This window comes from Sneathiella aquimaris, assembly GCF_026409565.1.
Classification (GTDB): domain Bacteria; phylum Pseudomonadota; class Alphaproteobacteria; order Sneathiellales; family Sneathiellaceae; genus Sneathiella; species Sneathiella aquimaris.
Window position 1 is genome coordinate 2,868,720 of record NZ_CP112881.1, and the last position, 15,443, is coordinate 2,884,162.

The 15,443-nt window shown below is 47.9% G+C and carries 15 protein-coding genes; 8 read left to right on the plus strand and 7 right to left on the minus strand.

Annotated features, from left to right (window positions below; all coding sequences use genetic code 11):
* Positions 1-41 precede the first annotated feature (41 nt).
* Entirely contained in the window at positions 42-599 is a 558-nt protein-coding gene (locus OIR97_RS13485; RefSeq protein WP_169542789.1) for a histidine phosphatase family protein, read from the minus strand.
* Between the two features lie 253 nt (positions 600-852).
* Here OIR97_RS13485 and OIR97_RS13490 point away from each other — a divergent pair, with 253 nt between their 5' ends.
* The gene (locus OIR97_RS13490) at positions 853-1,740 is read left to right on the plus strand and encodes a LysR family transcriptional regulator (protein WP_169542790.1); all 888 of its coding nucleotides are present in this window, start codon (positions 853-855) and stop codon (positions 1,738-1,740) included.
* On the opposite strand, the gene OIR97_RS13495 is transcribed toward OIR97_RS13490, so the two are convergent.
* The 3 genes from OIR97_RS13495 to OIR97_RS13505 all read right to left on the minus strand — a co-directional run bounded on the left by OIR97_RS13495 (position 1,737) and on the right by OIR97_RS13505 (position 4,744).
* Positions 1,737-2,597, minus strand: coding sequence for an MBL fold metallo-hydrolase (locus tag OIR97_RS13495; protein ID WP_169542791.1), 861 nt, complete (start codon positions 2,595-2,597; stop codon positions 1,737-1,739). The two genes, OIR97_RS13490 and OIR97_RS13495, sit on opposite strands and share 4 nt — an antisense overlap.
* Before the next feature lie 158 nt (positions 2,598-2,755).
* Positions 2,756-3,931 carry a M20 aminoacylase family protein gene (locus OIR97_RS13500; protein WP_169542792.1) on the minus strand — a complete coding sequence of 392 codons (1,176 nt, stop codon included), beginning with the start codon at positions 3,929-3,931 and terminating at the stop codon, positions 2,756-2,758.
* Between the two features lie 348 nt (positions 3,932-4,279).
* On the minus strand, positions 4,280-4,744 hold the full coding sequence (locus OIR97_RS13505) for an Lrp/AsnC family transcriptional regulator (RefSeq protein ID WP_169542793.1): 465 nt from the start codon (positions 4,742-4,744) through the stop codon (positions 4,280-4,282).
* 197 nt (positions 4,745-4,941) lie between these two features.
* On the opposite strand from OIR97_RS13505, the gene OIR97_RS13510 reads away from it, so the two are divergent.
* The gene (locus OIR97_RS13510; protein ID WP_219821508.1) at positions 4,942-6,435 is read left to right on the plus strand and encodes an inorganic phosphate transporter; all 1,494 of its coding nucleotides are present in this window, start codon (positions 4,942-4,944) and stop codon (positions 6,433-6,435) included.
* Between the two features lie 6 nt (positions 6,436-6,441).
* Here OIR97_RS13510 and OIR97_RS13515 read toward each other — a convergent pair whose 3' ends face one another.
* Positions 6,442-7,338: a LysR family transcriptional regulator gene (locus OIR97_RS13515; RefSeq protein WP_169542795.1), complete on the minus strand. Its 897-nt coding sequence runs from the start codon at positions 7,336-7,338 to the stop codon at positions 6,442-6,444.
* 96 nt (positions 7,339-7,434) lie between these two features.
* Between OIR97_RS13515 and OIR97_RS13520 the strand changes: the two genes are divergently transcribed.
* On the plus strand, positions 7,435-7,899 hold the full coding sequence (locus OIR97_RS13520; protein WP_169542796.1) for a PaaI family thioesterase: 465 nt from the start codon (positions 7,435-7,437) through the stop codon (positions 7,897-7,899).
* 17 nt (positions 7,900-7,916) lie between these two features.
* On the opposite strand, the gene OIR97_RS13525 is transcribed toward OIR97_RS13520, so the two are convergent.
* Together OIR97_RS13525 and OIR97_RS13530 are read right to left on the minus strand one after the other, a co-directional pair.
* Positions 7,917-8,609, minus strand: a complete 693-nt coding sequence (locus OIR97_RS13525; protein WP_169542797.1) for an NnrU family protein — start codon at positions 8,607-8,609, stop codon at positions 7,917-7,919.
* A 101-nt stretch (positions 8,610-8,710) separates the two neighbouring features.
* Positions 8,711-8,962 carry a hypothetical protein gene (locus OIR97_RS13530; RefSeq protein WP_169542798.1) on the minus strand — a complete coding sequence of 84 codons (252 nt, stop codon included), beginning with the start codon at positions 8,960-8,962 and terminating at the stop codon, positions 8,711-8,713.
* A gap of 125 nt (positions 8,963-9,087) precedes the next feature.
* Here OIR97_RS13530 and gpt point away from each other — a divergent pair, with 125 nt between their 5' ends.
* From gpt to OIR97_RS13555, 5 genes are all read left to right on the plus strand, one after another.
* The gene (gene gpt / locus OIR97_RS13535) at positions 9,088-9,579 is read left to right on the plus strand and encodes a xanthine phosphoribosyltransferase (RefSeq protein WP_169542799.1); all 492 of its coding nucleotides are present in this window, start codon (positions 9,088-9,090) and stop codon (positions 9,577-9,579) included.
* A gap of 42 nt (positions 9,580-9,621) precedes the next feature.
* A complete protein-coding gene (locus OIR97_RS13540) occupies positions 9,622-10,383 on the plus strand; it encodes a hydroxypyruvate isomerase family protein (RefSeq protein ID WP_181017819.1) in 762 nt (253 codons plus the stop codon).
* Between the two features lie 84 nt (positions 10,384-10,467).
* Positions 10,468-12,267 carry a chloride channel protein gene (locus tag OIR97_RS13545; protein WP_169542800.1) on the plus strand — a complete coding sequence of 600 codons (1,800 nt, stop codon included), beginning with the start codon at positions 10,468-10,470 and terminating at the stop codon, positions 12,265-12,267.
* A 7-nt stretch (positions 12,268-12,274) separates the two neighbouring features.
* On the plus strand, positions 12,275-14,572 hold the full coding sequence (locus OIR97_RS13550) for an ATP-dependent helicase (protein WP_219821509.1): 2,298 nt from the start codon (positions 12,275-12,277) through the stop codon (positions 14,570-14,572).
* Positions 14,556-15,416 (plus strand): 50S ribosomal protein L11 methyltransferase, encoded by an 861-nt coding sequence (locus OIR97_RS13555; RefSeq protein ID WP_169542801.1) that lies wholly within the window; start codon positions 14,556-14,558, stop codon positions 15,414-15,416. Before OIR97_RS13550 ends, OIR97_RS13555 begins: the two co-directional genes overlap by 17 nt.
* The last annotated feature ends 27 nt before the right edge of the window (positions 15,417-15,443 follow it).

A 15,443-nucleotide genomic window follows, 5' to 3' on the forward strand; every position in this document is an offset into this window, starting at 1 on the left:
CCGACCCTGGCCTTACCTAAGGTAAAGCCAATCAATTCTATTTAACTGACAACTGTAATAGCCTCACGCCCTCTCTCAATCAACGACAACTGACCATCATTAACTGAAATTGACGTTATTGACCCATTATCCGGCTTAAAGACCAGAATCTGGTCCTTTTGTTCCAATTCTCCAACCAGTGCATTGATCACCATAAAATGTGAAAACAGAACGGCATCCTCGATCTGGCCGGAAAGGTAATCGATAATTCGTTGCCGCCAACGCAAAAGAACCTCTTCCTGCTCGGACCACGACCCTTTCATAATTTCTGACAGCCAAGCCCGTCTGCCTGAAAATGGAACATGAGCTGACGGTATTTCTGCAATCGCCGGAACAATTTCAATTGTGCGCTTCCAAGAGGCCCGAAAAGGACTAGCTGTTTCCTGCGCTCTTTTCAATGGGCTGCTAATCAGTTTCCTAGGGCCCCCGGTCATCGCCTGAATTTCCTGAAAGGCCTGTTCCGCCTGCTGGTGTCCCAATTCGCTCAGCCCGGGATCCGGATCTTTATCCCAACTACTTGCAGCCTCGCCGTGTCGCACGACATGGAGCGTCACTGACATACGATACCTCTTTTTTTTTGTTTTTTCTGGCGTTCTTGCCAATATCCCTTTTTCGCATCATTTTCATGAATTGCAAAGCCTGCCTAAGAAAATCAGTAAGAAGCTGCTGACAAACACCATCTTAATGATTTATTTTTTCATGATATACAATTAACAGTTACTTTGAAAGTATTAGGCTGGCTTTTCAATTTTTGCCATTTCAGCTAACTTCTGCTGAACAACATTATTTTGTATAACGGAAATATATCCTGCAATGAACCATGCACAGCTAAAAGCCTTTCACGCTGTCGCCGAGCACGGCCGTATCACCGCTGCAGCCAAATCACTAGGAATTACGCAACCTGCTGTCACACTTCAAATTCAGGCATTAGAGAAAAAATATAAAATTCCGCTTTTTGATCGCAAGGGTCATTCGATTACTTTGACAAAGGCAGGCGCCCTTCTTCACAATCTTTCATCCCAGTATTTTTCATTGGAAAAAGAAGCGAATACACTTCTGACATCCATTAAGACAAAGAAATCAGCCCGCCTGACCATTTCCAGTGATCTTCCACACCGGATTTTCCCCCTTACAGAGAATTTTCGGCAGAACAGCCCCAATATTGAAATTTCTGTGACGATTTGCAACGAACGTACAATTCAGCAGAATCTTGAAGAAAGGCAATCTGATATCGGGATTTCACAATCAGAGATAAGAAGTCCCAATATCGATTGTCTTGAAATCGGTCAGGAAGACATGACCGTAACTTTTTCCAGGGAACATCCCTTCGCAACCCGCGCGGAATTGACCCTGAACGACCTTAAAGCCAGTAATTTTCTTGTAAATAGTAGTGAAATTGGCGGAAACGCAGTGGATCAACAGATCCTGAAAACGAGTGAATGGCCAGAACTTCTGATAAAAACTTATGATAACCAGCGGCTCATACAAGAAGCCGTTGCAAACCTGCAAGGATTTGCATTTCTGTCTCCGGAAGAAGTCAAGCATGACCAAAGACTGGTATCGATCCCTGTGGTCGGATGTCCTGTAAAAAGAAAAGAATTCCTGGTTTTCCTGAAACAGAAAACAAACTTTCCGATTGTTACGGAATTTAAAAGGTCAGTGCTCGAAACGACCGTATCTCAAAGCTCTGCAGCTTATTAGCATGCCATTGTTATGAGCGCAGGCTTTTCACTTTTACTAAGTTCTAAAGACAGGCCTTCTTTTGCAACGATGGTACCGTCCCATTCTTTTCTCGCGTCTTCCGCGACCTTATCCATAAACGCATCATCATGGGAAGGATCATGATGGAATATAACCATTTGTTTTACATTTCCAGCCCGGCAGAGCCGAACACCTTCCTGCCAGGTCGAATGTCCCCAGCCGGCAAATTGTGGATATTCTTCATCTGTATAGGTGCTGTCATAAATAACCAGATCCGCCCCTTCGATTAATCCCGCAACATTTTCATCGGTTCGACCAGGCACATGCTCCGTATCTGTAACATAACAGACAGAGACGCCTTCATACTCAACCCGATACCCTGTACCACCATCGGGGTGGTTCAAAGGAGCCGTGCGCACATTGATACCGTCGCCAAGAGAAAACGATTCTCCTGCCTGAAAGTCGCGGAAACTAATATTTGCGGCTAATTCGGCAAACGGAACCGGAAAAGTGGGCTGACACATCTGAGAGGATAAGACCTGATGAATGCCACAGGAATGAGCCAGATGCCCCGCGTGAATTTCAATATTCACATCTTCCCGATAGACAGGAGCAAAAAACGGGAAACCATTAATATGATCCCAATGAGTGTGAGATTGAAGAAATAGGTAATCTTTAATGCCGCGGTTAATCAAGCAGTTACCAAGCATGCGGACGCCCGTCCCCGCATCGAAAATAATAATTCGATCATTGAGAACCAATTCGACGCACGAGGTATTACCGCCATATTTCATATGATCAGCAGAAGGCGTCGCAATCGAACCTCGCACACCCCAAAATTTTACCTGTACACTCATTAAGAACAAATACTCCTGAACATTAGAAGGTCAGTATACTCGATTTAGGAACACAAAACGACGATTGCAAATCGATAACTCACAGTTTTGTGTTCACCATCACGCCGAAAATACCCATATTTCCGCTGAGATTTGACCAGCCACTGTTTCCTGAAAGACTATGCTGCTTCCTTAGGTAGAACGCGTTCTGTCAAACGTGCCCAGTAACTGGCACCAAGTGGCAGAATTGTATCGTTGAAATCATAATTAGGGTTATGCACATGACAGCTGCCTTCTCCGGCTCCATTTGCAATCATGATGTAACAACCGGGGCGCTCCTGTAGCATCCAGGAAAAATCCTCAGCGCCCATGACGGGAACGACATCCGTATCAACACAGGCCTCACCCACCAGCTCCTGTGCAGCTGCAATCGCCTCATCCGTCTCGTCTGGTGTATTTATGGTCGGCGCATATCGACGATCATATTCAAATTCTGCAGTTGCACCATGTGCTGCACAAATGCCGTCAAGCACTTGCGCCATCCGACGTTCAATCATGTTCTGGACTTCCAGATCAAACGCCCGCGTGGTACCCCGGATTACGACATCCTCGGGTATAACATTTGTCGTATGGCCGCCGTGAATTTCGCCAACTGTAATGACTGCGGATTTCAATGGATCAACATTCCGGCTTACAATTTTTTGCCAGCCGCTGACTACGTCACAGGCGACCGTGACCGGATCCACAGTCAAATGTGGAAATGCGCCATGCCCGCCAACGCCCGTTATTCTTGCTTCAAAGAAATCAGCAGAAGCCATCATCGGTCCTTTGCGCACGGCAAATTCCCCGACATTGAAACCGGGCATATTATGCATGCCATAAACACTATCAACCGGGAATTTTTCAAACAGGCCATCACTGATCATGACCCGTCCACCAGCAACATTTTCTTCAGCAGGTTGGAAGATAAACTGAACCGTACCATCAAAATTCTTTGTCTCAGACAGGTATTTAGCGGCTCCGAGCAGCATAACCGTGTGCCCGTCATGCCCACAGCCATGCATTTTACCGTCCACTTGAGAGCGATGAGCAAACTCGTTCAGCTCTTGCAAATCCAATGCATCCATATCCGCCCGAAGGCCAATCGCCCGGTTACCGGAACCGGACTTCAACGTCCCGACAACCCCTGTTTTCGCCAGTCCGCGGTGGACCTCAATGCCAAAACTTTCCAGTTTTTCTGCCACAAAATCAGAAGTTTGATATTCTTCGAACGCTGTCTCAGGATGCATATGAATCCTGTGGCGCCATTCTGTCATTTCTTCGTGAATCTCTTTGATTTGTGGCAAAATCTTCATTCTTTACTCCTTGACTAGCAATGCGGCGCCCCTTCACTGCTATAAATTTTACGATTTTCTGAAAATTAGAGAGGTAGGCTAACCAACGGCGACGCGCCAAACAAGGCAATAATTACGGTTGATACAAAAATTTAATAAAGATGAGAATTTGTGATCGGACTTTTGCGCCGCACCAGCACCCGTTTAACGGACCCCTTTGTCATTTACATATGAAAGACCCGCAAAACCGGCCCCTCATAGAGCCTGTAGTCCGGTACAGTCTCACAAGTCTCGATTTTCACCACCGCCAATGCGACATTCAGTTCTCCTTGAAAGGCAGACGGAAGAGAGAGAGAGAGAGAATAAGACTCATTCCACTTCAGCAGAGACACAATCGACAAAACCAGTGTTCTTTACACTCGACAAAACCACGGTTGTTTCTGTTCGGCTCACGATCCCCGGCATCTTAATCCGCGTAATTAACAGGTCCTCCAAATGATCCAGATCTCTTGCCAGAACCTTGAGTGAATAATTGAAGTTCCCCGTAACATGGTGGCACTCCTGAACATACGGGATCTCGATCATTGATTTTTCAAAACCTTCAAAGGATTGCACATCGTCAATTGCCACAAAGACATATGCCAAAACCGAATAGCCCACATTCTGCGGGGCAACAACAACCGAATAATGCTGCAAGACACCTTTTGACGACAGTTTATCCAGTCGATCCTTTACGGCCGTTATCGACAAACCAACTTGTCTACCGATCTCCGCATACGCAATTCGACCATCTTTCTGGGCAATATTTAGAATCTTTCGATCAAGGCGATCCATTCCAACACTCATTTTAACGTATAAATTTCTGTGAATCTTTATGATTTAAGAAAAAATATACTACAAAACTCATATTTACAGAAAGTATAACTTATAATTCAAAATTATAATTCTTCCATTGCCTTTCTGGAGCTTTCTTTCTAATACTCTGCCAATTGCGAATAATGACAAATCCGAGACAGTCGATAGGCGGGCCCGTGGTTAAAAAGACGCTGGATAAAGATCTAGAACGCATTGTTCAGATCGAGACACAAACGCTTCAAGCAACCCAAACATATAAATCGCTTGCGATTGCCCTTTTATTCTTACTGGGCGTCTGGCTGTTTGCCGCAAGTATCATTGGAACGGGTGAACATTCGACCCTGATTATCATCGCGGCGATCATTGGCGGATATATGGCCCTGAATATTGGTGCCAATGACGTTGCCAATAATGTGGGGCCGGCCGTCGGTTCAAAAGCTCTGTCGATGTTTGGCGCGCTGATAATTGCTGCTATTTTTGAAGCTGCAGGTGCTATTCTGGCCGGTGGCGATGTGGTTTCTACCATTAAAAAAGGGATCATCGATCCTGCGGGCGTGGATAACAGCCAGATCTTCATCTGGGCGATGATGTCTGCTCTATTTGCGGCCGCCGCGTGGGTTAATATTGCAACATGGGTTGGCGCCCCTGTCAGCACCACACATGCTGTCGTAGGCGGCGTTATGGGGGCAGGTATTGCCGCCGCTGGCTTTGGCATCGTCAATTGGCCGACCATGTACAAGATTGCTGCAAGCTGGGTTATTTCGCCGGTCATGGGTGGCGTGATCGCCGCTTTCTTTCTGGCAATCATAAAATACAACATCATTTATCAAGAAGACAAAGTCGCGGCGTCGAAAAGATGGGTTCCAATCCTTGTTGCAATCATGGCCGCTGTATTTTCTTCCTATTTGATCATGAAGGGCCTGAAACGGATCTGGAAGCCCGATTTTCTTGTCATTTGCGGGTTGGCGCTGGGAGTTCTTGTCGCCACCTATTTGATCGTTCGCCCGATCATTGCAAAAGCCGCGGTCGGTATGGAAAACCGGAATAAATCCGTCAGAACCCTGTTCACAATCCCTTTGATTTTGGCCGCCGCGCTCTTGAGCTTTGCCCATGGTGCAAACGATGTCGCCAATGCGGTTGGCCCGTTGGCGGCTATTGTTGACGCATCTGTTAGTGGTGAGATATCGGGCAAGGTCGGTATTCCACTATGGGTCATGGTTATCGGGGCCGTGGGCATCAGCGCCGGGCTTTTCCTTTTCGGACCCAAACTTATTCGTACCGTTGGTGAGCAAATCACCAAGATGAACCCGATGCGCGCTTTTTGCGTCGCACTGTCGGCTGGCATTACAGTTCTTATCGCCTCTGCTTTGGGACTGCCTGTGAGCTCCACTCATATTGCCGTGGGTGCCGTTTTTGGCGTTGGCTTTTTTCGGGAATGGATAACCGAAAGACGGGCGCAACGTCTTCGCAGCGAAATCCGAAAAAACAAAATCCATCCGGAAAGTAACTTGCCGGGAACAGCGGAAGATAAAGCAATTTCCAAACGGAAAAAGCTGGTTCGCCGATCTCATCTTATGACAATCGCGGCCGCCTGGGTGATTACTGTGCCGTGCGCGGCGCTCCTTTCAGCCGGTATCTTCCTGCTCATTTCAAATTTCACATTAAACTAACCCGGTTTAAGGCAGACCATGGGCCAGAAATTCCTGGTCTGCCTTTATTGCATCGAACAGAAAATCCAGTACCGCCCTTACCTTGGGGGTATTCTGCAACTCTTTATATGTAAGCACCCACAAATCGGCGCTACCAGAGAGCGTTTCATTAAACAAAAGATGCGTATCCGGGAATTGTGACACCATATAGTGCGGTGCAAACAGAATACCGGCACCACTTCGCACTGCCTGAATTTGAGCCGCGACCGTATCCGTTTTCAGAACCACATCTGCAGGGCCGACAATTTGTCGTAACGTTGACGTCAAGATAAAGCCGTTCCCATTGTGGTTCCAATCGATGAATTTGTGATATTTCAGCCTGTCCGGTGTTTCAGGACACCCAAACCGGTCGATATAGGCAGTGGACAGGTAAAATCCAAAACCAACCTGTCCTGCGACCCTACCGATCATTGTGTCGTGCTTAGGATCGTTAATGCGAACCGCGATATCAGCTTCACGCCGCCGGGGATCCAACGGTTGAACATCCAGAAGAAGTTCAAAGACGATTTGCGGGTACTGGGTTTGAAATTCAGTTAACTTCCGGGTTAGCCAATACGCACCAAAGCCTTCTGTCGTAGATATCCGGATGCGGCCAGAAAATTCTTTATCAAGACCTTCCAACCGCTGCTCTACCGCTGCGAACTCTGAGGAAATACTCTGAACATTCTGAAGAATCTGCGTGCCTGCATCTGTCAGGAAATACCCATGTGAAGCACGATTGAACAGAACGGTTCCGGTGCGTTGTTCCAGTTCCGCGATTTGCCGGCCCACTGTCGGTTGACTGACGGATAGCCTTCGCGCAGCCTTAGAAAGGCTACCCTCTTCTGCAACAGCCAGAAAATAACGATATGTATCCCAATTCATATTTATACATTTTTGTATGAAGATTATTCAGATTTAGCATATTTTCGTTTAAACGAAAATGACTATATTCTTTGGAGTTCTCTTGAGTAGGAAAATATGATGCCCAGTACCCCGGACAAAAAACCATTCCCCAGTGACTTCAGTCAAATGACTGGTCTTGAACAGATGCAACTGGCATTCATGAGTGGAAAACGGCCACCAATTGCCGAAACTATGAGCATCGATTTGGACAGTATTGAACATGGCAAAGTTGTCTTCTCAGGGGAGCCGGCGGAAAAACACCTGAACCCGATCGGCTCTATCCATGGCGGATATGCTGCAACGATCCTCGATTCCGCGTTGGGATGCTCAATCCATACGACACTGGAGCCCGGTGAAAAATATACGACTGTCGACCTGAATGTAAAATATGTCCGCGGCATGAAACCGGGGATGGGCCGGGTAACCTGTACCGCCGAAGTTATTCACAAGGGCCGCAAAATTGCAACTGCTGACGCGAAGCTTGTGGGCGAAGACGGTAAAATCTACGCCCACGGAAATACCACCTGCATCATTCTCTGAATTCAGGTTCTAAACTCTTACATTGGGAACGGGGAAACGCCGATCACCATCGTGTGGAGGTGGAAAAAGGCGAAAAAGACAAAAACGCCAAGCAAAACTTTCCACCAAAGCGCCTTCACCGATAGGCTGGCACGCCCGCGAATGACGGCCAAGAACGGAACATTTGACGTATGAGCAATAAAGTCTTTCCAGTCGGCCCCGACTTCCCGTGCGCGCTTTGCATCAATGAGAAAGGTTCCGGCAAGCGCGAGGCCGCCCATCCCGCCAAAGAAAATCAGGGATTTGAGGTCGCCGTTATTTAACAGATGCACCCCCGCCCAAAGGGTCAAAGACCACATCAGCGGATGGCGTGTAATGGCGTTCAGACCACCACGCGTTTTTTGGTCATTGATTTTTTTCTGCCCGCCGATCGCTGTTGCACTGGCACCTGTATAAGGACCAACAAACAAAATGGACGCAAGAAGCATGACAGCAATTGCGACATACCGCGCCCAATTCCCCACTTCCCAATAAACCGGGCCGTACGGGGCCTCAAAATAGGCCCAGATCATCCAGATCAGAGACAGGGCTGACAGAAGACTGTACCCTCCCAAATATCCGTTTAAACCAATTTTTTGAATGATTTCTTGTCTTAAAAAACTTGACGGCAAAATATGTATTACAAGGAAAAGAGCAGTGGCAAAAGCCAACGCTTCTATCGTACCGGTCATGGAGCCCCCCATTTATCAACATTGATATCGCGCAAGCTTGGCACAGTGCTAAAACAAGAACCAGTCTGAATTTTATCAATCTCGAAAAAGTGCGATCCCGCTCACTTTTTTAAAGCGATAGCCTCATTTTCAAGGACATTAAAGCCTTTGTCCGTCAATTTACAAACAAGCCAGTCCTTCTTAATGGGATTGACAAACCAGGGTTCTGCCCACCCCGCCTTAATACAGCTTCGAATGGTAGCCGGGTTGATTTGCTGACCATTTCTGTCAAACAGAGGAAGTTTTCCTCCTGCTTGGGAGTGGCCTAGCTTTAGATAGCGCAATTGCGCCTCTGATGGAGATTTTGTACCCATGCGCTTATATTAACCGGTTTTAGAAAAAAAATACACAAAATGGGGAACTGACGTCATTCTAGCCCTTTTCAAAAATACCTAGTCGGTCTAAAGAACAGAAACGTTATCAAATGAGGTCTGAAGAGATGTCCGAAGAAGCTGATTATACAAAATATTTCCCCGTCTCGTGGGAAGAGTTGCATCGCAATGGTCGAGCATTGGCATGGCGGTTGATGGAATTGGCACCATTTAAAGGGATCGTTGCGGTTACACGGGGCGGTCTGGTGCCTGCTGCGATTGTCGCCCGGGAACTCGACGTTCGCAATATTGAAACTGTTTGTATCGCGGCTTATCGCGACGATAAAACAGTAGGCGAAGTGAATATTATCAAAGGGCTGGACATTCCAGACAATGGAAAAGGTTGGTTGATTGTCGACGACCTCGTCGATAGCGGGATTACGGCTAAATATGTCAGAGACATGATCCCGGAAGCTCATTTCGCAACCATATATGCCAAGCCGAAAGGCCGCCAGCGCGTTGATACATTTATAACAGAAGTCAGTCAGGATACCTGGATCCTGTTTCCCTGGGATCAAGCGCCGTCTTTTGCAAAACCGATTGTAGAAGAAACCCGCTAACGTTTCATCAGGAGACATCTCATTCCGCACTTTGCCGCAAATTTGAGTTTCTTGTTTCAGGATGTTCCATTTCTGGATCGGTTTTCTCATGCTGCAAATGCGGGATTTAAAGGGGTTGAGTATTTATTCCCGTATGATTGGCCAGCTGATACACTGAAAGAGGAACTGGATCGCCTCCAATTGACGCAAGTACTTTTCAATCTATCGCCCGGTGACTGGTCCGCAGGTGATAGAGGTCTTGCGGCCCTTCCCGCGCGGCAAAGCGAATATCAGGCCTCTGTCGAACAGGCTTATCGTTATGCTTCGGCACTAAATTGCCAAAAATTGCATGTCATGTCCGGGCTTAGAGATACCACGCTCTCTCAAAGTCAACAACTCGATTACTTTCAACAATCCCTTGAGAAGGCAATTTCCTTTGCCCCCTCTCAGACCCTCACATTCCTGATCGAGCCCATTAACAACCATGACATTCCGGGCTATTTACTAAACGACTTTGATTTGGGATTAAGGCTGGTGAAAGAGCTCGACACTCCAAGAATTCGGCTTCAGTTTGACATGTATCATTGCCAGAGAATTCATGGCGATGTGAGCCGCCGTCTTGCGGAAGCCCTTCCCTATGTCCAGCACATTCAAATTGCCAACACACCCGGCAGAACCGACCCTGATATCGGAGAGTTAAACTATCCCTACCTTTTTGATATGCTCGACAGGGAAGGCTATGTCGGTTGGGTTGGCTGTGAGTACAAACCGATCCAGCGGTTCGACGCTCAACCGTTTCGATGGATGAGCCCGTATCTTGAATAATGCATCGGCAACCGCGCCAGTTCCGATCATCAAACAGCACCGTACGCTTGCGGAGCAATAAAAATAAGTGATAACAGTAAGCATATGGCTTTATTTGGACACAACCTAAAACAAAAAGATCTGATTACCTCGTTCAAATCTTTGCGCAGTAATCTCTCGTTAAAACTAACGATCGCGTCATTGCTTGTTGGTCTTCTAGCCGGATATGGCGCTCTGCTTTTCAGATTACTCATCAATAACGTTCAAGAAATTTTTTATGGTTTTGATAGTGAACTTGTCGTTACCAATGCTCAGAACCTGCCTTGGTGGCAATTTCTTATTGTCCCTGTCCTCGGCGGTTTGATTATCGGTATTTTCCTGAAATATTGCATGCCCGACAGACGTCCGGAAGGCGTTGCGGATATTATCGAGTCTGTCTTGGTTAAAAGAGGGAAGATGAAGTTAATACCGGGCATTGGAACCTTTCTGACAAGTGCCGTCTCGCTCGGCACCGGTGGGTCGGGCGGTCGAGAAGGGCCAATTGCACATTTTGGTGCAATGTTGGGCAGCCAGCTCGGTCAAAGAATGCGCATTCCTTCAGCCTACTACACAACCCTTATCGGGTGCGGTGTTGCCTCTGCTGTTGCCGCATCTTTCAACGCCCCCATTGCCGGTATGTTCTTTGCCCTTGAAGTCGTGATTGGCTCTTTCGCTACCCAGGCAGTCGCCCCTATCGTTCTGGCATCCGTCATCGGCACTGTCGTCAGTCGCGTTCATCTTGGTGACTTTCCTGCATTCATCATCCCCAATTACCAGATCGTTTCCTGGTGGGAAATTCCGGCGATCGGTCTGCTTGGCGTCGTCTCTGCCGTTGTTGGCCTCTTGTTTATCTGGAGTATTGGCTTCTCAGAACGGACCATTGACCGCTTTAAGATTCCCGAGATTTTGCGCCCGGCCTCAGGCGGACTGGTTCTCGGCGTGATCGCATTGATGTTTCCGCAGATAATTGGAGCAGGTTATGAGGCGACCGATAGCGCCCTTAAGGAAGAATATGACCTGATACTTCTTCTGTCGCTGATTGTTGTAAAAACGATCGCCGTTGGAATTACGACGGGCAGTCGATTTGGGGGCGGCTTTTTCTCACCCTCTCTCTTTGTTGGGGCCATGACCGGCGGCGCATTTGGCATCATCGCGGCGTCAGCATTTCCTGAATTGGCCGCCAGCAATGGGTTATATGCAATCATTGGGATGACGGCAGTAGCCTCTTCTGTTCTGGGCGCGCCCATTTCAACAATCCTCATCGTGTTTGAGCTAACCGGTGATTATAAGATCGCCATCGCGGTTATGCTGGCAGTTGCCGTTTCAACGCTCATTAGCAAACAGTTGATCGGGCGCAGCATTTTCCAGACCCAGCTTGCCGGCCGAAACATTGATATTAAGGAAAACAAAGCACTTCGATATCTGCAGAACAGGCAAGTCAGAGGGATCATGGACCGAGAGTTTGTGGAAATTTCACCCGATGCGCATATGCCGGAACTGCGTAGCATCGCCAAAAACACTCGCCACGATAAACTGATCGTCGTTGACCCGGAAACCAAGGCCTTTGTTGGGCGTTTGGAGTTTGCTGATTTAAAGCCCCATGTTTTCGCCGATGAACTGGATCAGGACCTGACGGCAAGCGACCTTGCTCAGCAGAACAGTCCTGTTCTCTTCGCAGAATCAAGCCTCAAATCCGCGTTGCTTATTTTGACAAAGTCCGGGGCGGATATCCTACCCGTAATCGATACGGCCAAGGACAGCAGACTTATCGGACTTTTGCACTCCTCGGATGTATTGCGCGAATATAATGACGCCCTTCTCCACATGCAGGACGAAAAACCAACCCGAAAGAACACTGAAATTTGATAGCCTGATGGATGTTCATGGTTTATACCATGCCATTATGGATGACAGTTTTGATATCGCAAATTTTGACGCTGCACCTGCACCGCAGGCGCCAGACCTTTCTTATCTCGATGGGCTGAATGACGGACAACGCTCAGCAGTTGAAGCCGTTGATGGACCTGTCCTTGTCCTAGCGGGCGCAGGAACCGGTAAAACCCGAGTCCTGATAACGCGTCTTGCCCATATTCTAAACACCCGCCCTATCAAACCATGGGAAATTCTTGCTGTCACCTTCACCAACAAAGCAGCAGCAGAAATGCGGGAAAGAACCGCCAATATAGTAGGCCCGGCTGCCATCGAAATTAAACTGGGTACCTTTCATTCAATTGGTGTCTGGCTTCTTCGGCGCCATGCTGAACTCGTTGGATTGGGGCAGAATTACACGATTCTGGATACGGATGATCAACTTCGCCTGCTGAAACAAATCCTCACCGATAACAGTGTCGATATCAAAAAATGGCCCCCGCGCGGTTTGGCCTCTGTTATTGATCGGTGGAAGGACAAGGGGTTGCGGCCCGATCAGGTTGGACGGCAGGACAGCGAGGGTTTTGCCCATGGTAAGGCTGCCACGTTATACAAAGAATATCAGGATCGCCTGAAAGCCCAAAATGCATGCGACTTTGGTGACCTTCTGCTGCATCCGCTTGGTATTTTCCAAGCCCATCCGGACATACTCCAACAATATCAGAACCGGTTTAAATATATTCTGGTGGACGAATATCAGGATACAAACGTTGCGCAATATCTGTTGCTACGGATGCTTGCACAAAAGCACAAGAACATTTGCTGCGTTGGGGATGACGATCAATCAATCTACGGCTGGCGCGGTGCCGAAGTTGGAAATATCCTGAAATTTGAAGATGATTTCCCCGGTGCGACTGTTGTCAGACTGGAACGGAATTACCGGTCTACGTCTCATATTCTAGGGGCTGCATCAGGCCTGATCGCCAAAAACGAAGGACGTTTGGGGAAAACCTTATGGACTGAAGACAATCCAGGCGAAAAGGTCGTCCTCAAAGGGCTTTGGGATGGCAATGCGGAAGCCCGATGGGTAGCTGACGAAATTGAAAACCACCAAAGAAAAGGCACGTCGCTGGCTGACATGGCTATTCTTGTGCGGGCCAGTTTCCAAACCCGTGCCTTTGAAGAATGCTTTATTTCAATGGGCATCCGGTATCGTGTTATTGGCGGGCTGCGCTTTTACGAACGCCGTGAGATCCGAGATGTTCTCGCCTATTTGCGTGTTATCAATCAGGCAAATGACGACCTCGCCTTTGAACGCATATACAACCTTCCCAAACGGGGATTGGGCGCAAAGGCACTTGATAAGTTAAGAGAGATCAGCCACGAACAAGGGCTCGCCCTCTCACGAAGTGCTGCTTATGCGGCGGAAAACGCCCTGTTCAAAGGCAAAGCAAATGCCGGATTGTCCGAGCTATGCCATAACCTTACCAAATGGCGCGAATTGAAAGACGTTGTCTCCCCGTCAGAGCTTGTCGAGACCGTTCTGGAAGACAGTGGTTACTTTGCCATGTGGAAGCAGGACAAGGCCCCGGAATCTGAAGGTAAGGTGGAAAACCTGAAGGAGTTGAGCAAAGCGCTTTCCGATTATGAGGATTTAGGTGAATTTCTGGAACATGTCGCGCTTGTCATGGAAAATAATGAAGACAAATCTTCGGATATGGTCAGCATTATGACACTGCATGCCGCCAAGGGTCTGGAATATGACACCGTTTTTCTTCCCGGTTGGGAAGAAGGTTTGTTTCCGCATCAACGGGCCTTGGACGAAAACGGCATAAAAGCGTTGGAAGAAGAACGCCGGCTTGCCTATGTCGGTATCACCCGTGCAAAAGTCCGCTGTTATGTCAGCCATGCAAGCAACAGAACAATTCACGGGCAATGGCAATCGTCCTTGCCGAGCCGTTTTGTCGACGAGTTACCACCAGAGCATATTGCATCTGAGAGTGACCAAGGTGTTTATGGAAGCCGTTCTCAATCAAATGAGATAGAAAGTTCGTGGCGCGCCAACACCGCTCAGCAACTTTCCCATGTGCTGGAACGGCGCGCCGCACAAAATCGAAGTTTAAAAGATAACAGTACCAAGCCTGTTAATTCAGGCGATACGGGCCTTGCAATCGGTGATCGCGTTTTTCATCAAAAATTTGGTTATGGACGGGTCCTTAAAAAAGATGGCCCAAAAATGGAAGTTGCCTTCGATAAAGCAGGCACCAAGAAAGTGATGGAAAATTTTGTCGAACCAGCCTGACCCGACTCTCTGGCAGTTATCAATAAACCTGCCTCTCCCGGAGTCTGATGCAATTGAACAGATATTTGAAGAACATTTCCTGACAACCTCTCTTGCAGAAATTGTATCGGATGGCAGCCTTTGGCGACTGGACATTCTTTTCGACCATCAACCAGATCAGACCCTGCTAGATCAAGTTCCGGATGAATATGTTTTCGAAATTGCGCCCCTTATTCAGCGGGACTGGGTTTCAGAAAGCCAGAAACAATTACCGCCTGTTTCCGCGGGCCGATTTTACATTCATGGATCTCATGACCCCAAACATACATCCAGCTCGGTTCATGATCTGACCATTGATGCCGGGCGCGCCTTTGGTACTGGGCTCCATGAAACCACGTTTGGGTGTTTATTAGCGCTGGACGATATCCACAAGGAACGCACCATTTTCAATGCTCTGGATCTGGGGTGCGGGTCTGGTGTTTTGGCGTTAGCCATTGCAAAAGCGTGGGGCCGCCCAGTTCTCGCCAGTGATATTGATCCGGATGCAGTGATCACCACAAAAGAAAATGCCCGGTTAAACTGTCTTTCACCTCTCGTTCGTGTAGAAGAGGCAACTGGCTTGAATAACAGGCTTTTAGCGAAATCAGCCCCATACGACCTGATCACAGCAAATATTCTGGCATGGCCCCTCGTTGCATTGGCCCCGAAAATCACGGCCGCACTTTCCACAGGTGGCGTTCTGGTTCTATCCGGATTGCTAGGCAAGCAGGAAAATATGGTCCGAAACGCTTATCGGTTGCAGGGATTGCACCTTCATAAGCGCTACAAAATTGGCGACTGGCATAGCCTGATCCTGAAAACATAAAAAAAGCCCGGTATTATAATACCGGGC